The organism is Lichenihabitans psoromatis (assembly GCF_004323635.1).
Lineage (GTDB): Bacteria > Pseudomonadota > Alphaproteobacteria > Rhizobiales > Beijerinckiaceae > Lichenihabitans > Lichenihabitans psoromatis.
The window spans coordinates 3601598-3621674 of sequence record NZ_CP036515.1 but is presented as its reverse complement, the minus strand read 5'-3'; the positions used below and the strand labels follow the sequence as shown (position 1 = coordinate 3621674).

Below are 20077 nucleotides of genomic sequence, written 5' to 3'. Positions count from 1 at the left end.
GGCAGCGGCGTGCCAGCGACTGCCTCAGCTTGCAAGCGCGTCGCTTTGCAAACGCGGCAGCAGGTCGCGGGCGGCCTCCACGAAGACCACATCGATCGGCGCACTCAATCCTCGGACGGCGGTCGCTTCGGCTCGTAAGTCGCGCGTGTCCAACCGCCCGTGATCGGCAACAATCTGCGACACGGCCATCTGGACGCCAGCCGTCTTGGCCATGGCTTCGAGGCGGCTGGCGACGTTCATGGCCAGACCGATAACCGACATGGCGGGTTTCTCGCCATAGCCCACGCGGCCCAGAACATGAGCGCCCGCATGCAGGCCCATGGCGATCCGGAGGGGTTGCCGCATCTCGTTTACGAGGCGCTCGTTGAGCGCCGATAGAGCGCGATCGATCTCGGCCGCCGCCACCATGGCGGATCGGCAGGTTGCGGCGAGCCCGGCCGGGTCGCCAAACAGGGCGATCAGCCCATCGCCTGCATAATTGGTGATCCATCCGTCATTCGCATGGATCGGGCCACCCACCGTGCCAAAAAACTGATTGAGGATGTAGATCACGTCGAACGGCAGCCGACTCTCGGTCAGGGCCGTGAACCCCCGCATGTCGACGAATAAAACCGCGAGCTCTCGCTCGGCTGCCGTGTCGGCCTCCGCCATTGCGGGAAGCCGCTGTTCGGTCGTGGCGGATTTCAGAAGCGGCATGATCGTGATGGCGGCAGAGGGGCGAAGTTGGCAGGCGAGGCGGACATTGTCTGCCGCCCCGATCGTCTTCAGGGTCTTGCGTTCGGCGTCGGAAGGCGGCGCCGCCTCAGCGCCGCCGCTCAAAACCAGAACGCGGCAGGTCGAGCAGCGACCGCGGCCGCCGCAGGTCGACAGATGGGGGATTTTATTCCGGCGGCTGATTTCCAGCACCGTTGGGCCGAGCTCGGTTCGGACCAACGGTCCGCCGACATACTGAACCTGGATCCGCTTGGCGCGCTGCGACACGGCGAGGCCCAGCGCCACGGCCGCCGCGATTGCGAACAGCCCGACCACATACCCGTTCTGCGCGTCCTCTCGCACCGACTGGATGCTGGCCGAGGCGCGCTCATCGGGCCAATGCGTCTCAGCTTTCAGGGCCTGGAACCGGGCCGGATCCCTAATGGCGGCTTCGATGATGCGGCCCTGAACGCTGGAGCCGGCGAGCGCCGCAAAGGGCAACAAGACAGCGATTGCGAGCAGCAGCGGGGCAAGGCGTCGATACAGCGGGGTCGACCTTAGCCAGAAGTGGAGACCGAGGCATCCGTGGATCCAGACCAAGAGCAACAGAACGCTCTGAGGCACGAACGAGACTGGCCAGATTCTGGCAAGTTCATAGGAATAGGTGTCCGAGACACCGAAAGCGGTGGCGGCCACGCGGGTATTGACGATGTGAGGTAACAAAAAGATCGGAATCGCGAAGCCGAGGACGATCTGCGCCCATTCGGCGATGGGCAATCTGAGGGTGCGACGGCGCACCATCTTCCAGGTCGCCAAGGCCACATGGATCAGCAGCGCCGCGAGAAGAACGATGCTGCCGATGATCGATCGGTCTATCGCGATGCGCCAGTCGTCGAACACCAGCATCGCATCAAGGCTGACCAGTCCCAATGCGTGATTGAAAAAATGCGCGGTCGCGAAGGCGAACAGGATGAGCCCCGAGACGAGACGGGCCTTCTGCACCAGCGACCCGCGCCACAGATCATGTTGGGCCAAGATGCGTATCCGGTAAGGATCAGTCGTTCGGCATGCGGGACCGTCCTGCTTCGCGGCAGCCGCGTCAACCCGTGAGGCCCGGTCGCGGCAGGTTGTCGCTTCTTTGCGCGTCGCGACAAAAAGAGGCAGTCGCCTGAAAGTCGATCGGCTCTTAGGCAATTGCTCCAACGCACTGCCGAGATTTCGCACATTAGAATGGTTCTGCTTGACAAGGTCCTGTCACACTGAAAACTTGACCAAATGGTCAGGTTCGAAGGGTGGCGGCGATGGAGCAGAGCAGCGAAACGGTGACGGGGGGACGTCTATCGGCCGACCAATATGCGCGAAATTTTGCTGACCTGACGCCGCCGCTGACCCGGCATGAGGCTTTCGTCGAATCCGATCGGTGCTACTTCTGCTACGACGCGCCCTGTCAGAACGCCTGTCCGACCAAGATCGATATTCCGCTCTTCATCCGTCAGATCGCGGCCGACAATGCCATCGGGGCCGCAGAGACGATTTTGTCCGCAAACATCATGGGCGGAATGTGCGCCCGCGTCTGCCCGGTCGAAACCCTCTGCGAGGAAGCCTGCGTCCGCGAACATGCGGAGCATAAGCCCGTTCACATCGGCCTGCTGCAGCGGCACGCGACCGACGCGATCATGAAGACCGGCCAGCAGCCCTTCCGACGTGGTCCTGAGACGGGTCGCCGCGTGGCGGTCGTGGGGGCTGGCCCGGCGGGTTTGGCGTGTGCCCATCGTCTCGCGCAACTCGGCCACGCCGTCACGCTGCTCGATGCCAAGCCCAAGCTCGGCGGCCTCAACGAATATGGGATCGCGACCTACAAGGCCGTCGACGATTTTGCCCAAAGGGAAGTGGACTTCATTCTGTCGATCGGCGGGATCGAAGCGCGGGCCGGGGTAGCGCTGGGACGCGACTTCGATCTCGCCTCGCTCCGGGCCGAATATGACGCGGTGTTCCTGGGCCTCGGGCTCGCGGGCTTTAATGCGCTCGAGGGAATGGACGAGGCCGCTCATGTGATCGATGCGGTCGGCTTCATCGAGCAACTTCGTCAGGCCTCCGACAAGTCGACCGTGGCGGTCGGCCGCCGCGTCGTGGTGATCGGCGGCGGCATGACGGCGGTGGACGCGGCCGTGCAATCAAAGAAGCTCGGGGCCGAAGAGGTCACGATCGTCTATCGGCGCGGGCCAGAACACATGAAGGCGAGCCTCTTCGAGCAGGAACTGGCGCAGCGCAACGGCGTCACGATCCGCCATTGGGCGAGCCCGGCGGGGTTTGAGCAGGCGAGCGGCCGTGTGTCGGCAGCCCTGTTCGCGCAGCGATCGCCCAGCGACGCGGCGGGCGGCACGGCTTTGGCGGCCAATGGCGGTTCGGCCCTGAGGATCGAGGCCGACATGGTGTTGCTGGCGATCGGCCAAAGCTTCATCGAAGCACCGCTTGGGCAGGGGACCTTGGCGCTGTCGGGCGGCAGGATCGTGATCGACGACGAACGCCGTACGTCACTGCCCGGCGTCTGGGCCGGCGGCGACTGTGTCGCGGGGGGCCAAGACCTGACCGTCAGCGCAGTCGAGGATGGCAAGCAGGCCGCCCTCTCGATCGATCGTCTGTTGCAAGCCGCCCAACAATCCGTCGCAGGCCAGGAGGGGTGACCATGGTCGATCTGAGCACGAATTTTCTCGGTATCCGCTCTCCAAACCCATTCTGGCTCGCCTCGGCGCCCCCGACCGACCGCATGACCAATGTGGTCCGCGCCTTCAAGGCGGGCTGGGGTGGCGTCGTCTGGAAAACGCTTGGCGAGGACCCGCCTGTCGTCAATGTGTCGGGCCCGCGCTACGGCGCGATCCACGGTCCGGATCGGCGGCTCATCGGCCTCAACAACATCGAGCTCATCACCGATCGCCCACTCGACCTCAACCTGCAGGAAATCAAACAGGTCAAGCGCGACTGGCCGGACCGCGCCATGGTGGTGTCGATCATGGTGCCCTGCGATGAGGCGAGCTGGAAGGCGATCCTGCCGCGCGTGGAAGAGACGGGCGCTGACGGGATCGAGTTGAATTTCGGGTGCCCGCACGGCATGTCGGAGCGTGGTATGGGCTCGGCGGTTGGTCAGGTCCCCGAATATATCGAGATGGTGGCGCGCTGGTGCAAAGCCTACACGCGGATGCCGGTGATCGTGAAGCTGACGCCGAACATCGCCGATATCCGGCATCCGGCACGAGCGGCGAAGCGCGGCGGGGCCGATGCCGTGTCGCTCATCAACACGATCAATTCGATGATGGGGGTCGATCTCGACCGCATGTGTCCGTCGCCGCAAGTCGACGGTAAGGGAACCCACGGCGGTTATTGCGGGCCGGCCGTCAAGCCGATCGCGCTCAGCATGGTGTCGGAGATCGCGCGTGATCCCGAGACCTACGGACTGCCGATCTCGGCGATCGGCGGCATCACGACCTGGCGCGACGCGGCCGAATTCATCGCCATGGGGGCCGGTTCGGTGCAGGTCTGCACCGCCGCGATGACCTATGGGTTCAAGGTCGTGGAGGAGATGATCACCGGCTTGAAAACATGGATGGCCAGCAAGGGTTACGAGCGGATCGACGACTTCAGAGGAATGGCGATCGGCAACGTGACCGATTGGCAATATCTCAACCTCAATTATGTCGTGAAGGCCAGCATCGATCAGGACCTCTGCATCAAGTGCGGCCGCTGCCACATCGCTTGCGAGGACACATCGCATCAGGCCATCACGGCGATGGTCGACGGGGCGCGTAAGTTCGTCGTGAAGGACGAAGAATGCGTCGGTTGCAACCTCTGTGTTGAGGTTTGCCCAGTCGAATCATGTATCACGCTCGTCCATCAGACCGAGGGTGTCGATCCGCGCACGGGCCTACTGAACAATCGTCCCTATGCCAATTGGACGACCCACCCCAACAACCCCGCATCGGCGGCGTTCAAGCAAGCTGCCGAATAAGGTGAGGGTGATGCGTCAGGATTAGGCGGTCATCGGCGCAGGCGAGGCGAGTTCGGCGCGGGCGCGGTCGATGGCGGTTGCAAGAACGTCGGCCGCCTGCGCGCCCGACACAGCGAAAGACTGAGCGAAGATGAAAAACGGCACGCCCGAGACGCCAATTCGAACCGCCTGAGCAATCTCGGCCTGGATCAGTTCGATGTCGCGCGAGCCCGCAAGGGCTTCTGCCACCTCCACGCCGTTCAGACCGGCCGAAGCCGCTAGATCGGCCAGAACCGCCGGCGAACCGATGTCGCGACCGTCGACAAAATAGGCTCGGAACAGCGCCTCGGCGACGGCATCCTGCACGCCTGCGGCCGCCGCCCAATGCAGCACGCGATGCGCGTCGAGCGTATTGACCGATCGGGTGATCCGGTCGAAAGCGAATTCTAGCCCTTCGCCGCGCCCCGCTTCGGTCAGGCGCCCATGGATCTCATCGATCCGCTCGGCGCTGCCGAACTTCTTGATCATGTAGTCGCGCCGATCGAGACCACCGGCCGGGATCGTCGGGTCGAGCTGAAAGGGGTGCCAGCGCACGGTGATGTCGTCGTCGGCGCGTTCGGCCAGTGCGGCCTCAAGCCGGCGTTTGCCGACATAGCACCAGGGGCAGACGACATCGGAGACGATGTCGATCACGAGCGGCGGCCGGCTGTCGATCGGATCGGTCATCGGGAATCCTTGGCCATCGGGCTCTGCGTCAGGGCGCCTTGCGCCACCAATATTCGATCGGAGAGGTATTGCTCAAGCCGAACAAGGGCAAGTGCTCCGGATGGCGAAGCGTCGCGGAATAGGCGACCCACTGATCCGCCGAGTGATAGAGCGGGATAATGTAGAAGCCCGACAGCAACACCCGATCATAGGCCCGCACGGCCGCGACAAAATCGTCTTGGGTCGTGGCCGACAGCATGGCGGCGATCATTGCATCGATGGCTGTCGAGCGTGCACCGGCCAGGTTGAACGAAGCCTCCTGTGCGGCGCTGGCCGACCCCCAACGGGAGCGTTGCTCTGCCCCGGGCGACGGAGATGCGGTCCACGTTCCAAACATCATATCGAAATCAAAGGCCTGCCGACGCCTTTGATATTGCACCTCGTCGACGGAGCGCACATGGGCCACGACCCCGATCCGCGCGAGGCTTTCGGAATAGGCGAGCGCCAGCCGCTCCTGGCTGCGGTTCGTCACCATGATCTCGAAGCTGAGCGGCTCGCCCGCACGAGACACCAGCAACCCGTCGTGAATGTCGTAGCCGGCTTGTTTCAGCAACGCCAAAGCGGCCTGCGCGGGACGTCGGTCGCGCCCCGACCCATCCGTGGTCATTTGGCGCCATGTTCCGGCAAGGATGTCGGGCCTGACCGCCTGCGGGAACGGCGCGAGCAGGCTCCGTTCGGCGGCGTCGGCCGGACGCCCCGTGGAGGCAAGATCGCTATCGGCGAAGAAGCTGTCGGTCCGCCGGTAGAGGCCGTTGAACAGCACGGCGTCGATCCATTCGAAATCGAACATGTCGCCCAGCGCCTCGCGCACCAGAACGTCGGCGAAGATCGGCCGCCGCGTGTTGAAGGCGAAGCCCTCCATGCCCTTCGGCAGGCCGGAGTGGACCGTCTCCTTAATGATCCGGCCATCACGTACGGCCGGGATGTCGTAGCCAGTCGTCCAGCGGGTGGGGTCGGTCTCGAGCCGGTAGTCGCACAGCCCCGCCTTGAAGGCCTCGAACATGCCGTTCGCGTCGCGATAATAGTCGATCGTGACCGTGTCGACGTTGAACATGCCCCGTCTGATCGGTTTGTCTTTGGCCCAATAATCGGGATTCTTCTGAAGGGTTAGGCGTTGGCCGGGCACCACCGAGGCGACCCGATAGGGTCCCGTCGCAATCGGCGGCGCAAGCGACGTGTCGTCGAACGCCTTCGGGTCGACGTGGTTCTTCGGCAGCACCGGCATGAGGCCGAGCGTCATCGGCATCTCCCGGTCGTTCAACCCGCGCAGATCGAAATGCACCGTCAGCGGATCCGGGCTGTCGACGGATTTGATCAGGCTGAAGGCGGCGCGCTGCTGCGGTCGCCCCTTCTGCTTGAGCAAATTAAACGTGAAGATCACGTCGTCGGCCGTCACCGCCGACCCGTCGGAAAACCGGGCCTGCGGATCGAGATGAAACGTCACCTCGTCGCGCGCCGCATCGGTATCGATCGACCTCGCGATCAGCCCGTAGAGCGTGAAGGGCTCGTCGAGCGAGCGCGTCATCAGCGTCTCGAAGACGTTGGTGTTCAGACCCTGGGCGGTCGAGCCGGCCTTCAGATTGAACGGGTTCAGGCTATCGAACGTGCCGAGATAGCACATGGCGAGCTTACCGCCCTTGAGAGCCTCAGGGTTCGTATAGGGCAGGTGGCTGAAATCGGCCGGCAAAGCCGGGGCGCCGTGCATGGCGATCGAGGGAGCGTCGACCGCACGGGCGCAGGCGAGAGGCGCGGCCGCCAGCAACAGGCCTCCGGCGATCGCGAGCAAAGGTCGCAGGCAGCTGTGCGCGGGCATGATGGATCGACCGGTCGTGAAGCTCATGCGGTGGGCATGCCGAATCTGGAGGCGAAGGTCCAGCCTCTCATACGAGTACCGGCGACCGACATCCAGACGATCGCGACAGACCGGAACGAGATGTCTGGCGTTCGACCGGCGGAACGACTAAGGAACCCGTGGTCAACCTGTCGCCTTAATCCACAGCAAAGACCTTTGAATCGTTTCGCGCCTCGGCGAACGCGATGCTGCAACGGCATCCTGGTCGCGGAGGCGTCCGCTCATCGCAACCCGGCCGGCATGCTGCCAACCGACCTCGAAGGATGTCTATATGTTGTTTCGTCTGACGCGCACGCGTGCCGCTTCTCTTGCGGTGTGCATCAGCCTCGCGGCCCAGGGGTTTTCCGGCGCAGCCTTTGCCCAAGCCGCCAAGCAACCCGCCGCTCCTGCGGCTCAGGGGCAGCAGGCTCAACCGCAGGGACCCATCAAGGTCGATCTGCAGCCCTCCCAGGCCGATTGGACCAAGGTGTGCGGCAAGGACCAGGGCGCCAACAAGGAAATCTGCTACACGACCCGCGATTTCGGCAGCGCGCCGGATCAACCCCCGGCCATCGCGGTCGCGGTCTACGACATTAAGGGCGACGACACGCGGATCGTTCGACTGCTGATGCCGGTGGGCTTGCTGCTGAAGCCGGGCTTCCGCTTCTCGATCGATAAGGGCCCGCAGACCGATGGCGCTTTCGAGATCTGCATGCCCAACGGCTGCTTCGCCGAAGCGAAGGTGAAGGGTGTGTTGATCGACCAGTTGAAAAAGGGCACGCTGCTCAATGTGTCCGTGAAAAACTCGGTCAACAACGAAGTGAGCTTCACGATCCCGCTCGCCGGGTTCGGCAAGGCCTTCGATGGCGCGCCGATCGACCCCAAGGTTCTCGAGCAGCAGCAGCAGCAGCTTCAGCAGCAGTTGGAAGCCAAAGCCAAGCAGCAGCGCCAGTTGCTCGAGCAGCAAAACGGCACGGCTGGCGCTCCGGCCACCCCCGCGGCACCTGCAGCACCGGCGCCGGCCAAGAAGTAAGCTGGCTTAGCTGTCTAAAAAATCGAAGCCCTGCGGGTCATGTGACCCGCAGGGCTTTTCTTTGTCGATGATCGGGACCGAGCGTGCAGGTGCAAGCTCGGCCTTAGTTCCGAGGAATCGACTTGGCCTTATATTCTCCATCCTCGGTTCGGACGAACACCTCTTCGATCTGCGCGTTTCGAAGGGGTTCGCCGGAGGTGTCGGGCAAGAGGTTTTGCTCAGACACATAGGCCACATACTCGGTCTCGGTATTCTCGGCGAACAGGTGATAAAACGGCTGATCCTTGCGTGGACGCACGTCTTCGGGAATCGCCATCCACCATTCCTCCGTATTCGCGAAGACGGGATCGACATCGTAAACAACGCCGCGGAACGGGTATTTTCGATGCCGAACTACTTGGCCGATGCCGAATTTTGCGGTGCTTTCTTTCATTCAGGTCGCCATATCGGTCCGTTCATCCCACTGCGGAGCAGCGCGACCGGACGCCTCTTGAGGTCGGGATCAGACGGTGATTTTAGCGTGTTCGAAGGTGGAGGGAAGTGTTCCTTCGGTCCACTTGCGATGCTCCCTGGCGAAAGCGTCGATTCATCGTTACATTGCGCTCAAAGAGATCCGCGCTGGGCGCGGCATCATGGAGAACGAGGATGGGTGCTTCGGCATCACGTTTCAAGGTCGTCTCGCTGACGGACGCTGCGGCCGATCGGGTCCGCGAGATCATGGCTAACGCATCGGGCGGGCAGTTTGGCTTGCGCGTCGGCGTGAAGAACGGCGGCTGCGCCGGCATGTCCTATACGATGGAATTTGCCGACGCGGCCATGCCGCATGATGAAGTGATCGAAGACAAGGGCGTCCGCGTCCTCATCGATCCGAAAGCCATTCTGTTCCTGCTCGGAACCCGGATGGATTTTAAAACCGACAAGCTGTCCTCGGGCTTCGTGTTCGAGAACCCGAACCAGACCTCGGCTTGCGGCTGTGGCGAGAGTGTCGCGATCACGCCCGCCACCCCGGACGCGATGGCGGCCTTGAACTAAGGGTCGCCGGCTCGGCAACAAAAAAAGTGCGGCAGGATCTGCCGTGCTTTTTTTGTTTCATATCATCCGCTTCTACTTGATGCGGACCGGACGCAACAGGAAGGACGGCACGTGATCGCCAAGGCCGATCACCGGCGTATCTTCCTCATCGCGGTCGCGATAATGGCGACGGGGTGCCGGCGTCTCGGCGGGCGAGCGAGGACGCTGGGCCTCGGCCGGCCGGTTGTTGCCGTTTCGATTGTTGGACGGCGCGCCACGATCCCTCGAGGGGGCGCGCTCAAGCCGTTCGGGCCGCTCCTGAACGCGAGGTTCCTGAGCTTCGACCCGTGCCGGCGACGCGTCGGACCGGACCGTCGCGGCCTGGGCGCGAGAGGTCGGCGCGACATCGGCGGAGGCGCTGCGATCGGGATTGCGCGTCGAGGATCGACGCGATGATCTTACGTCACGTCCGGAGGACGACCGATCACCCTGAGACGGCCCGCGCCGGCGATCGCTGGTCGACTCGTCGTCGCCTTCGTCGGTGATCTGGTCCGGGGTCACACCCGCCCACTCGATCTTGCGCTGGATCAACTTTTCGATGTCGTCGATGTAGCGCTGATCGGCACGCGTCACGATCGACAAAGCGGTGCCGAGTTTGCCAGCGCGGCCGGTCCGCCCGATGCGATGGACATAATCCTCCGCATGGGTCGGCACGTCGAAATTGAACACGTGGCTCACATCCGGAATGTCGAGGCCGCGGGCCGCGACATCCGAGCAGACCAGCAAGCTGACATCACCGTTTCGGAATGCGTCGAGCGACAACATCCGGGCGCGCTGATCCATGTCACCATGCAAGGCCCCGACCGAAAAGCCATGCTTTTCGAGCGACTTGGTCAAGATGGCCACATCCCGTTTGCGATTCGAGAAGATGATCGCATTTTTGAAACCGGCCGACTTTCGCAACAATTGACGCAACGTCTCGCGTTTGGCGGAACCGGGAGCGGACGCCACCAGCCCCTGCGTGATCGTTTCAGTCGTCGAGGATGCACGCGCGACCTCGATGCGGATCGGGTTGTGCAAGAATTGCTGGGTCAGACGAGTGATCTCCGGCGGCATGGTGGCCGAGAAGAACAAAGTCTGGCGCGTGAACGGCACGAGCTTACAGATGCGCTCGATATCAGGGATGAACCCCATGTCGAGCATACGATCGGCTTCGTCGATGACCAGAATTTCGATACCGGTCAGCAGCAGCTTGCCGCGTTCGGCAAAGTCGAGAAGTCGCCCCGGGGTTGCGATCAGGACATCTGCGCCGCGCGTGATCTTGGCTTCCTGGTCGCTGAACGAGACGCCGCCGATGAGCAGCGCCACATTGATCTTGTGGTTGATGCCGTAGCGCACGAAAGATTCTTCGACCTGTGCGGCAAGCTCGCGGGTAGGCTCCAGGATCAGGGTCCGTGGCATTCGCGCCCGGGCGCGACCTTGTTCAAGGCGGGACAGCATGGGCAGCGTAAAGGCCGCTGTTTTACCCGTGCCGGTCTGCGCGATTCCGAGGACGTCGCGGCCGGCGAGCGCATGTGGAATGGCTTCGGCCTGGATCGGCGTTGGGGTCTTGTAGCCCGCCGCGTCGATGGCCTGAAGGACCTTGTCGCTCAGGCCGAGTTCGTTAAAATTCATTAGTTCATCTTGCGTGAGAGAGCGATAAAGGGAACACAAGCAAACCACGTTTGTGGATGCACGCGCGTTGATCGCTCATCAGCCAAGATCACGCGACTGTTCTACACTTTCAACGTTTCACTTAAGGATTAATCTCGGCGAGTCAACAGCGAGATGCTGCAGCATGGCTTCTTCGGGCCTGTATTGCCTGTAAACCGCTCTGATTCGACCATCAGATATCCACGAGGTTGCCGGCTGCCGGAGCACGGGCCTGAATAAAGGCGAACCGAGCCTCTGGCTTGTTGCCCATCAGCCGCTCGACAGCGCCAGCGGTTCCCTCGATCTGGTCTTCAGCGATCATGACACGGAGGAGCGATCGTTTGCTCGGGTCCATCGTGGTTTCCTTCAAATCGCGCATCGGCATTTCGCCAAGGCCCTTGAAGCGGCTGATCTCGATCTTGCCTTTGCCGCTCAGCTTGCTGCGGATTAACTCGTCCTTGTGTTTATCGTCGCGCGCATAGACCGACTTGGTGCCCTGGGTCAGTCGAAACAACGGGGGCACCGCGAGATAAAGATGACCCGTATCGATCAATTTCGGCATCTGACGATAGAAATACGTGATCAGCAACGATGCAATATGGGCACCATCGACATCGGCGTCAGTCATGATGATGATCTTGTCGTAACGCAGTTCGTCGTCCCGATACTGGGCGCCGGTGCCGCAGCCGAGCGCCTGCGCCAAATCGGCGAGTTGCTGGTTGGCCGCGAGTTTGTCGCGCGTTGCATTGGCGACATTCAGGATCTTACCACGAAGCGGCAGCACCGCTTGGGAGGCGCGGTCGCGCGCCTGTTTGGCCGAACCACCCGCAGAGTCGCCTTCGACGATGAAAAGCTCGGAGCCCTGGGTCGAATTGTTCAGGCAATCCGCCAGCTTGCCCGGCAGACGCAGTTTGCGGGTCGGGGTCTTGCGCGCCGTGTCTTTTTCGGCGCGGCGGCGCTGCCGCTCTTCAGCCCGGTCGATGCTCCAGTCGAGCAGCCGCAACGCCTGCGAGGGCGTATCGGCCAGCCAATGATCGCAGGCGTCGCGCACGGCGGCATCGACGATCCGCGACGCTTCTAGCGTCTGCAGCCGCTCTTTGTTCTGGCCCTGGAACTCCGGCTCGCGGATGAACACCGACAGCATGGCGGTGCAGCCTTGCAGCACATCGTCGGCCGTCACCGCAGCGGCACGTTTGGCTTGTCCGATCCGCTCGGCGTGATCCTTGAGGGCGCGGAGGAGGGCGGATCGCAACCCCGCCTCATGGGTGCCGCCGTTCGGCGTCGGGATCGTGTTGCAATAGGATCGGACGGATCCATCGTCGTCGGACAGCCATGTCACGGCCCATTCGACCGAGCCGTGACCACCTGCTTTGGTGACTTTGCCGGTGAACGGCTGATCGGTCACGAGGGACCGGCCATCGACCTCGCGTGCGAGAAAATCCTTCAGGCCGCCGGGAAAGCGGAAGGACGCCTCGGTCGGCACGGAGGAGCCGGGCGGAATACGCTCCGGCGCGCACCGCCAACGGATTTCGACACCACCAAACAGATAGGCCTTGGACCGCGACATGCGGAGCAGCCGCGCCGGGTCCAGACTGGAGCCTTCGCCGAAGATCATGGCGTCGGGCCGAAACCTGATCCGGGTTCCACGCCGATTCTGCACGCGGCCGACGGTCTCGAGTGGACCGAGAGCGAGACCGCGTTCGAACACCTGACGATAGAGCGTCTGCCCGCGGGCCACCTCGACCTCGAGCCGCTCCGACAAAGCGTTGACGACCGAAACGCCGACGCCGTGCAATCCACCCGACGTCTGATACGCACCCGAATCAAACTTACCGCCGGCGTGCAGCACCGTCATGATGACTTCGAGGGCCGATTTGTTCGGGTATTTGGGATGCGGATCGATCGGGATGCCGCGCCCGTTATCCGTGACGCTGACGAAATTATCGGCCTCGACGCTGATCTCGATGAAGGTCGCATGTCCCGCGACCGCCTCATCCATGGCATTGTCGATCACCTCGGCGAAAAGATGATGCAAGCCGGACGCGTCGGTGCCGCCGATATACATGCCGGGGCGTCGGCGCACCGGTTCGAGCCCTTCAAGCACTTCGATCGAGGAGGCGGTATAGCCGTCCTCTCCCGGTGTCGAGAGGCTTGGTGTCGAAAGGCTTGGCGTCGACAGGTTCGGCGCGCCCCCCGAGACGACCGGCGCGGTCCGCTTGCGTCCGCGCGCCGGCCTGTCCTCAGGCTCCGGCGTCTGCACGCTCGGTTCCGAATTGAAAAGATCGTCGCTGTCGACCATAAGGTGTCGGACCCCAGTATTCCTTGGTGGTTTATCGCACGGATTACGCGTGCGACGAACAAATAGGAAACGTTTTCCCCATCAACGAGCCCGGTTCGTAGTCGCGGGGCCAGTTGCGCCGAACCGGACGCCCATGAGCCGCGCTTTTCTCGGAGTCGAACACTCGATGCTCGGCCGTGCCTGGCGCGATCGGCTTGCGGTCGCCGAAGCCGTGCAGGCCGATGCGATTCGGCAGACGCTGGGCCTCTCCGATCTGCTCTCCCGCGTTGTTGCGGCACGCGGCCAGACGGCGGTCTCTGCACCGGGCTTTCTGGCGCCCAGCCTGCGCGACGCGATGCCCGACCCGAACGGCCTGAGCGGCATGGAAGCAGCGGTCGAGCGGCTCGCCGGAGCCGTCGTTTCTGGGGAGGCGGTCGCTATCTTTGGCGACTACGATGTCGACGGCGCCTGTTCGGCAGCTCTCCTGTCCGACTATCTGACGGCCGCCGGACTGCGACCGGCGATCCACATTCCCGACCGTATCTTGGAAGGCTACGGGCCGAACATCCCGGCCATTCAGGCGCTGAAGCGCGCGGGGGCGGATCTGCTGGTGACCGTCGATTGCGGGACGACCAGCACCGAACCGCTCGAAGAAGCCCGTCGTCTCGGCCTCGATTGCGTGGTGATCGATCATCATCAGGCGCCGCTGGATCTTCCGCCGGCTCAAGCGATCGTGAACCCCAATCGGCAGGACGATCTCTCGGGCCTTGGTCACCTCTGCGCGGCTGGCGTCGTCTTCATGGTGCTGGTCGCGCTGCATCGCGACCTGAGGGCGAGGGGGTTCTGGGCCGGCAAGCCGATGCCGGATCTGCTGGCGGCGCTCGACCTCGTCGCCTTGGCGACGGTGGCCGATGTCGTGCCGCTGGCCGGGCTCAACCGCGCCTTCGTGGCGAAGGGCCTCGCGGTGATGCGTCTACGCGCCCGGCCTGGGCTTGCGGCTCTATTCGACATCGCCGGGACCGAGGGTCCGCCGACGGCATTTCATCTCGGCTTTCTGGTAGGGCCGCGAATCAATGCGGGTGGCCGGATCGGAGACGCGGCGCTCGGAGCGCGGCTGCTGCTGACGCGCGATCCACTCGACGCGCGGCGCATCGCCGAACAGCTTGACCAACTCAATCGCGAGCGCCGCTCTATCGAAGCGAGCGCCAGCGAAGAAGCCGAGGCCGCAGCCTTCGCGGTCGCCGAAACGACGGACGCACCGGCCTATGCGGCGCTCGTCACCAGCGGTGCGGGTTGGCATCCCGGGGTTGTCGGCCTCGTCGCGTCGCGTTTGCGCGAACGCTATGAGCGGCCCGCCTTCGCGATCAGCCTCGATGGGTTGGTCGGCACCGGGTCTGGACGGTCGATTCCGGGCGTGGATCTCGGGCGTATCGTGCGGGCTGCGGTTGAGACCGGCTTGCTGATCAAGGGCGGCGGCCATGCCATGGCGGCCGGCATCACCATCGAGGCGGCACGGATCGACGCGTTTCGGCTGTTCTTGCATGAGCAGATGGGCGACGCAGTTGCACGATCGCGCGCCGCAAGCGCGCTGGAGATCGACGCGGCCCTCTCGGCCGCCGCAGCATCGATCGACACGATCGAATCGATCGAGACGGCCGGCCCGTTCGGCACCGGCAATCCGGAACCTGTCTTCGCTTTCCCAAATCACCGCCTGACCAGCGTCGTGCCGGTCGGCACCGACCATCTGCGGCTGACGGCGGCGGGCCCGGATGGAACACGGCTAAGCGGCATCGCGTTTCGTGCGGCCAGCAGCCCGCTCGGCGTCGAGCTTCGCGCCCAGCAGGGCCGTCTCGTGCATCTGGCCGGCACGTTGACGGTCAGTCGCTGGGGCGGAAGCGGGCGCGCCGAACTGCGCGTCATGGACGCAGCGGTTCCCGAGCAGCGTTGAAACGCGACACTTTTGCCACCAACCCGGCTTGCCAGGGAAAAAACCTCTGCTATACGTCCGGTCGTCGCTGGTTCATCGCCATTCGTTGAACCCGTTGCTTGTGCGCCCATCGTCTAGCGGTCTAGGACGTCGCCCTTTCACGGCGAAAACAGGGGTTCGATTCCCCTTGGGCGCACCAAAGGCGCTGCGTCCCTCATCGAGCACTCAGGCCTGCGGCTACAGTCCTTCGCTCACGCAGCCTGTCCCGCGCACCAGCCCGACGACCACGCCCACTGGAAATTATAGCCGCCGAGCCAACCGGTCACGTCGACGACCTCACCGATGAAATAGAGACCCGGCACGCCTTTGGCCGCCATGCTGCGCGAATCGAGATCGCGCGTGTCGACACCACCAACGGTGACCTCAGCGGTGCGATATCCCTCCGATCCGGCCGGTTTGAAGCACCAGCGATTCACCGCCGTATCGATTTGCCGAAGGATCTTGTCCGAACATTCCGCAAGCGTGATCGGGCCGGGATGAGCCTCGATGACGACTTGGGCCAGGCGCTTTGGAAGCACGGTCGCGAGCGCGGTCTGCAGAGCTTGGCGGCCGTTTCGCTCCCGCGCGCTCCTAAGCGAATCGAAGACATCCGTGTGGGGCGCCATCGCGATGGTGATCTCCTCGCCTTCGCGCCAATAGGACGAAATCTGCAGAATCGACGGCCCGCTGAGGCCGCGATGGGTAAACAGCATGCCTTCGTCGAACCGTATTTTGCCGCTGGTCGTGGCAGCCTCGACCGTCACGCCGACGATCGGTTGCAAGCGTTCCAGCATCGCCGGGTCGAGCCGCAACGGCACGAGGCCTGGGCGCGGCTCGACGAGGCGCATGCCGAAGCGCGTGGCGATCTCATAGCCAAGGCCGGTCGCCCCCATCTTGGGGATGGATCGCCCTCCCGTTGCCACCACCAACGCCTCGCAAGCGATCTCCTCGCCATCGACCATGAGCGTGAAGCCGGTGTCCGCCTTATCGATCGCATCGATCCGGATGCCGAGCCGAAGCGCGGCGCCGTGACGCTCCATCTCGTCGCGCAAGAGCGTGACGATCTGCATCGCCGAGCCATCGCAGAACAATTGGCCGAGCGTCTTCTCGTGATAGGCGATGCCATGACGCTCGATCATCGCGACGAAATCGGCGGCGGTGTAGCGGCGGAGAGCCGAGATGCAGAAACTCGGGTTCTGCGACATGAAATTTGCGGGAGCCGCGTGGATGTTGGTGAAATTGCACCGACCACCGCCCGAAATGCGGATCTTCTCGCCGGGCGCATCGGCATGGTCGAGGACCAGCACGCGGCGGCCGCGCTTCCCGGCTTCGGCAGCGCACATCATACCGGCCGCGCCGGCCCCGAGCACCACGACATCGTAACGGTTCACTTTGGCTCCTGGATCATGGGCTGCCTCAAGGCGGCCCGCATCGCTCGCGGCGAGCCCGCGATCATGTATCGTGTCCTGCAACAATGGACGAGAGAGACTGCCATGCTGCGACACATCGTTTTTGCTCACCTCCGCGCCGACGTTCCGGCTCACGAGATCAGCGGCATCCTCGCCGAACTTGCGGCGCTGCAACAGGTCATACCAGGGTTGCTGGCCTTCTCGGCCGGTCCGAACGAAAGCCCTGAGGGGCTCAGCCGCGATTACACGCACGCATTCACGGTTGATTTTACAGATGCAGCGGCGCGCGATGCTTATCTGGTGCATCCCGCGCATCAAGCGGCCGGCGCGCGGCTCGTCTCAGCCGTGAAGGACGGCCCGGCGGGGCTCGCTGTCGTCGACTTCACCGTCGATTGACCCGCTCTCGGCAAAGCCCTTGCGTCCCACAGGCCAAGCTGGAAGTTTGCAGCAACGACGCCGTTTCATGCAAGCCGGTGAACCATGACCGATACTGAGATGGTGCGACGCTCTTCCCGAATCGGCGCTGCGCCGGTCGGCCGATGGCAACAGACCCGTTCGATTCTGATCGGCTCGATCGGCAACCTCATCGAATGGTACGACGTCTACGCTTACTCCGCCTTCGCGCTCTATTTCGCCGGCTCGTTCTTTCCGCAGACCGACCCGGTCGCGCAACAACTCTCGGCCGCCTCCCTGTTTGCGGTGGCGTTTCTGATGCGACCCGTCGGGAGTTTGCTGTTCGGCTATTTTGCCGATCGCTTCGGCCGCCGCACCTCGCTCACCTGGTCGGTTTTGCTGATGTGCTTTGGGTCTTTGCTGATTGCCGTCAGCCCGACCTACGCGACGATCGGCGTGTGGGCGCCGGTGATCCTGTCGCTGGCCCGCATTCTCCAAGGGCTAAGCCAGGGCGGCGAATATGGCACGAGCGCCACTTACCTCAGCGAGATGTCGGAGCCGCAGCATCGCGGCTTCTACTCGGGCGTCTGGTATGTCACGCTGATCGGCGGTCAATTGCTGGCGCTCGTGGTGCTGCTGGTGCTTCAGAAGCTGCTGCTGACGCCGGACCAGTTGAAGGCGTGGGGCTGGCGCATTCCCTTCGTGATCGGCGCTCTTCTGGCCGTCTACGGCTATTACATGCGCCGCGATCTCGCCGAAACGGAACTGTTCAAAACCGCCAAGGCCGATGCGACGCGCGTGAGTTTCTGGAGCTTGATCGCCGGAAACTGGCGCGGAATGCTTCTCGTGATCGGGATCACGATCGGGGGCACCTCGGCCTTTTACACCTACACGACCTACATGCAGAAGTTCCTGAAGCTCTCGGTGGGTTTGACAGACGACCAGACCACGCTGGTGACCGCGGTCTCGCTACTGTTCGCCATCATGCTCCAGCCGATCTATGGCGCGATCTCCGACCGGATCGGCCGCAAGCCATTGCTGGTCGGCTTTGGGGTGCTCGGCACGCTCGGCACCGTTCCGCTCCTGAGCGCGCTGCATGATACGAAAAGCCCATGGGTCGCGATGGGGTTGATCTGCCTCGCCTGGTTGATCGTCAGTGGCTACACGTCGATCACGGCGATCGTGAAGGCAGAGCTATTCCCGACCGCGATCCGCGCCGTCGGGGTCGGTTTACCCTATGCGTTCACGGCAGCGATCTTTGGCGGCTCGGTCGACTACGTCGCCCTGACGTTCAAGAAGAACGGTTTTGAGACCGGCTTCTATTGGTACGCCACCGCCTGTATCGCCATCTCGCTCGTGGTTTACCTGTTCTTGCCCGACACCAAGACGGGGTCGCGGATGGACCGCGCCGTTTGACGCTCGGGATTTTCCCGATCGGCAACGGCAGAAACCTCCGTTGCGTCATTTCGATTCTGTGGCGAGGTGTCTCCGTTGCGAAGATTGCACCGCCGTTGTGAAGCAGACCCTCGACAACCCACCGGGACGTCGTTGCATGACGTAGGGTCACCGTCTACAGTCAAGCTGACGCAATTTTTCCACAATTTTGTCGCGAACCGTGGACCCACTCAGATGTTTGTGGGTTTATCCAACGTAAGGTTGTTCATCTCCGGTCACTGGATCCGGACTTGGCGCCCGCACGAGACGATCGGCTTGACCATGTTTGTTCATGACGTGGTTCGGCCAACATTTGGAGCCTCTCATGACATTGATTCTTTTGATCATCATCGTTCTCGTCCTGTTCGGCGGCGGCGGATTCTATGGCCGACGTGCCGGTTATTATGGCAATGGCGGCATCGGCATCATCGGTATCCTCGGCATTCTGCTGATCCTCTACCTGCTGTTCGGTGGCAATTTCCACTAACGGCACTTCGCTTTCCGACATAAAAAAAGGCCGTGGATCATCTCCACGGCCTTTTCGTTTTGCTGAGACTGACGGGTGATCAGTCGAGACGAAACTTGCCGAGTTCGCGATGTTCGGCGTGAATGCGGCGGACCGTTCCGGTGACCGATCGATAGATCAGCGTCTCGGTCTCGATCACGTCTTTGCGGAACTGGACGCCGGACAGCAATTCGCCGTTGGTGACGCCGGTTGCCGCGACCACGACGTCTCCGGACGCGAGGTCCTTCATGTCGTAGATCTTCGTCGGATCGCTGATTCCCATTTTGGCGGCGCGTTCGCGCTTGGCTTCGCTATCGAGGATCAGCCGACCCTGCATCTGGCCGCCGACGCACCGTAAGGCACCGGCCGCCAGCACGCCCTCGGGTGCGCCTCCTGTGCCAAGATAGAGATCGACGCCAGTCTGATGCGACCGCGACGTGAGAATGATTCCGGCCACGTCGCCATCGGTGAGAAGCCGGATCGACGCACCCGCACGGCGGCAGGCCGCGATCAACTCTTCATGCCGAGGCCGGTCGAGAACACAGACCGTGATCTCGGCCGGGCTGACCCCCTTCGCCTTGGCCAGAGAGCGGATGTTCTCTTCCGGCGTCATGTCGAGATGCACGATGCCGCGCGGGTAACCCGGACCGATGGCAATCTTTTCCATATAGACATCGGGTGCGTTCAGCAGCGCGCCCGATTGCGCCATCGCCATGACGGCGATCGAGCCGGGCATGTCCTTCGCGCAAAGTGTCGTGCCCTCCAAAGGATCGACAGCGATGTCGACTTTCGGCCCCGTGCGCGTGCCGACACGCTCGCCAATGAACAGCATGGGAGCTTCGTCGCGCTCGCCCTCGCCGATCACGATGGTGCCGTCGATCGGCAGGCGGTTCAGCTCGCGTCGCATGGCATCGACAGCGGCCTGATCGGCTCCTTTCTCGTCGCCTCGTCCCCGCAGCCGCGCCGCCGAGACGGCGGCCCGCTCGGTCACGCGCACGAGTTCGAGCGTCAAGATGCGCTCGATGATGTCCTGCTGCTGAATGATGAGGTCGGTCACCGGTTCAATCTCCCTAGGTCGTCTAAAG

At 63.2% G+C, this 20077-nt stretch carries 16 protein-coding genes and 1 tRNA gene; 9 read left to right on the top strand and 8 right to left on the bottom strand.

What is annotated here, in order from left to right; genetic code table 11:
- Positions 1-24: 24 nt before the first annotated feature.
- Positions 25-1728: an adenylate/guanylate cyclase domain-containing protein gene (locus tag EY713_RS16925; protein WP_245572762.1), complete on the bottom strand. Its 1704-nt coding sequence runs from the start codon at positions 1726-1728 to the stop codon at positions 25-27.
- Positions 1729-1994: 266 nt separating this feature from the next.
- On the opposite strand from EY713_RS16925, the gene EY713_RS16920 reads away from it, so the two are divergent.
- Together EY713_RS16920 and preA are read left to right on the top strand one after the other, a co-directional pair.
- Positions 1995-3377, top strand: coding sequence for an NAD(P)-dependent oxidoreductase (locus EY713_RS16920; protein ID WP_131117037.1), 1383 nt, complete (start codon positions 1995-1997; stop codon positions 3375-3377).
- A 2-nt stretch (positions 3378-3379) separates the two neighbouring features.
- On the top strand, positions 3380-4696 hold the full coding sequence (gene preA, locus EY713_RS16915) for an NAD-dependent dihydropyrimidine dehydrogenase subunit PreA (protein WP_131117034.1): 1317 nt from the start codon (positions 3380-3382) through the stop codon (positions 4694-4696).
- Positions 4697-4717: 21 nt separating this feature from the next.
- Here the strand turns inward: preA and EY713_RS16910 are convergent, their stop codons facing one another.
- On the bottom strand, positions 4718-5401 hold the full coding sequence (locus EY713_RS16910; protein ID WP_131117031.1) for a DsbA family oxidoreductase: 684 nt from the start codon (positions 5399-5401) through the stop codon (positions 4718-4720).
- 28 nt (positions 5402-5429) lie between these two features.
- A complete protein-coding gene (locus EY713_RS16905; protein ID WP_131117028.1) occupies positions 5430-7253 on the bottom strand; it encodes an extracellular solute-binding protein in 1824 nt (607 codons plus the stop codon).
- Between the two features lie 310 nt (positions 7254-7563).
- Here EY713_RS16905 and EY713_RS16900 point away from each other — a divergent pair, with 310 nt between their 5' ends.
- Positions 7564-8304 (top strand): invasion associated locus B family protein, encoded by a 741-nt coding sequence (locus EY713_RS16900; RefSeq protein WP_131117025.1) that lies wholly within the window; start codon positions 7564-7566, stop codon positions 8302-8304.
- A gap of 103 nt (positions 8305-8407) precedes the next feature.
- On the opposite strand, the gene hspQ is transcribed toward EY713_RS16900, so the two are convergent.
- On the bottom strand, positions 8408-8737 hold the full coding sequence (gene hspQ, locus EY713_RS16895) for a heat shock protein HspQ (protein ID WP_131117023.1): 330 nt from the start codon (positions 8735-8737) through the stop codon (positions 8408-8410).
- A gap of 212 nt (positions 8738-8949) precedes the next feature.
- On the opposite strand from hspQ, the gene EY713_RS16890 reads away from it, so the two are divergent.
- Positions 8950-9336: a HesB/IscA family protein gene (locus EY713_RS16890; protein ID WP_131117020.1), complete on the top strand. Its 387-nt coding sequence runs from the start codon at positions 8950-8952 to the stop codon at positions 9334-9336.
- Positions 9337-9408: 72 nt separating this feature from the next.
- On the opposite strand, the gene EY713_RS16885 is transcribed toward EY713_RS16890, so the two are convergent.
- Positions 9409-10989, bottom strand: coding sequence for a DEAD/DEAH box helicase (locus EY713_RS16885; RefSeq protein ID WP_131117017.1), 1581 nt, complete (start codon positions 10987-10989; stop codon positions 9409-9411).
- A 211-nt stretch (positions 10990-11200) separates the two neighbouring features.
- Positions 11201-13306, bottom strand: coding sequence for a DNA topoisomerase IV subunit B (gene parE, locus EY713_RS16880; RefSeq protein ID WP_131117014.1), 2106 nt, complete (start codon positions 13304-13306; stop codon positions 11201-11203).
- A 133-nt stretch (positions 13307-13439) separates the two neighbouring features.
- Here parE and recJ point away from each other — a divergent pair, with 133 nt between their 5' ends.
- Together recJ and EY713_RS16870 are read left to right on the top strand one after the other, a co-directional pair.
- Positions 13440-15233 carry a single-stranded-DNA-specific exonuclease RecJ gene (gene recJ, locus EY713_RS16875; RefSeq protein ID WP_131117012.1) on the top strand — a complete coding sequence of 598 codons (1794 nt, stop codon included), beginning with the start codon at positions 13440-13442 and terminating at the stop codon, positions 15231-15233.
- A 102-nt stretch (positions 15234-15335) separates the two neighbouring features.
- A tRNA-Glu gene (locus EY713_RS16870) sits at positions 15336-15411 on the top strand.
- Between the two features lie 52 nt (positions 15412-15463).
- Here the strand turns inward: EY713_RS16870 and EY713_RS16865 are convergent.
- Complete coding sequence (locus EY713_RS16865; RefSeq protein WP_131117009.1) at positions 15464-16642, bottom strand: BaiN/RdsA family NAD(P)/FAD-dependent oxidoreductase; 1179 nt, start codon at positions 16640-16642, stop codon at positions 15464-15466.
- Positions 16643-16744: 102 nt separating this feature from the next.
- Here EY713_RS16865 and EY713_RS16860 point away from each other — a divergent pair, with 102 nt between their 5' ends.
- The 3 genes from EY713_RS16860 (at position 16745) to EY713_RS16850 (ending at position 18974) form a co-directional block, all read left to right on the top strand.
- Entirely contained in the window at positions 16745-17056 is a 312-nt protein-coding gene (locus tag EY713_RS16860) for a Dabb family protein (protein ID WP_131117007.1), read from the top strand.
- 84 nt (positions 17057-17140) lie between these two features.
- On the top strand, positions 17141-18469 hold the full coding sequence (locus EY713_RS16855) for an MFS transporter (RefSeq protein ID WP_165491173.1): 1329 nt from the start codon (positions 17141-17143) through the stop codon (positions 18467-18469).
- 343 nt (positions 18470-18812) lie between these two features.
- The gene (locus EY713_RS16850) at positions 18813-18974 is read left to right on the top strand and encodes a DUF3309 domain-containing protein (RefSeq protein ID WP_170314087.1); all 162 of its coding nucleotides are present in this window, start codon (positions 18813-18815) and stop codon (positions 18972-18974) included.
- 79 nt (positions 18975-19053) lie between these two features.
- Here EY713_RS16850 and glpX read toward each other — a convergent pair whose 3' ends face one another.
- Positions 19054-20049, bottom strand: a complete 996-nt coding sequence (gene glpX / locus EY713_RS16845; RefSeq protein WP_131117001.1) for a class II fructose-bisphosphatase — start codon at positions 20047-20049, stop codon at positions 19054-19056.
- Positions 20050-20077: the final 28 nt, after the last annotated feature.

Coding starts and splice junctions, on each gene's coding strand:
- recJ (WP_131117012.1), top strand. CDS start 13,440: ATGAGCCGCGCTTTTCTCGGAGTCGAACACTCGATGCTCGGCCGTGCC.
- parE (WP_131117014.1), bottom strand. CDS start 13,306: ATGGTCGACAGCGACGATCTTTTCAATTCGGAACCGAGCGTGCAGACG.
- EY713_RS16900 (WP_131117025.1), top strand. CDS start 7,564: ATGTTGTTTCGTCTGACGCGCACGCGTGCCGCTTCTCTTGCGGTGTGC.
- EY713_RS16860 (WP_131117007.1), top strand. CDS start 16,745: ATGCTGCGACACATCGTTTTTGCTCACCTCCGCGCCGACGTTCCGGCT.
- EY713_RS16885 (WP_131117017.1), bottom strand. CDS start 10,989: ATGAATTTTAACGAACTCGGCCTGAGCGACAAGGTCCTTCAGGCCATC.
- EY713_RS16855 (WP_165491173.1), top strand. CDS start 17,141: ATGACCGATACTGAGATGGTGCGACGCTCTTCCCGAATCGGCGCTGCG.
- hspQ (WP_131117023.1), bottom strand. CDS start 8,737: ATGAAAGAAAGCACCGCAAAATTCGGCATCGGCCAAGTAGTTCGGCAT.
- EY713_RS16920 (WP_131117037.1), top strand. CDS start 1,995: ATGGAGCAGAGCAGCGAAACGGTGACGGGGGGACGTCTATCGGCCGAC.
- EY713_RS16910 (WP_131117031.1), bottom strand. CDS start 5,401: ATGACCGATCCGATCGACAGCCGGCCGCCGCTCGTGATCGACATCGTC.
- EY713_RS16890 (WP_131117020.1), top strand. CDS start 8,950: ATGGGTGCTTCGGCATCACGTTTCAAGGTCGTCTCGCTGACGGACGCT.
- EY713_RS16850 (WP_170314087.1), top strand. CDS start 18,813: ATGACATTGATTCTTTTGATCATCATCGTTCTCGTCCTGTTCGGCGGC.
- EY713_RS16905 (WP_131117028.1), bottom strand. CDS start 7,253: ATGCCCGCGCACAGCTGCCTGCGACCTTTGCTCGCGATCGCCGGAGGC.
- preA (WP_131117034.1), top strand. CDS start 3,380: ATGGTCGATCTGAGCACGAATTTTCTCGGTATCCGCTCTCCAAACCCA.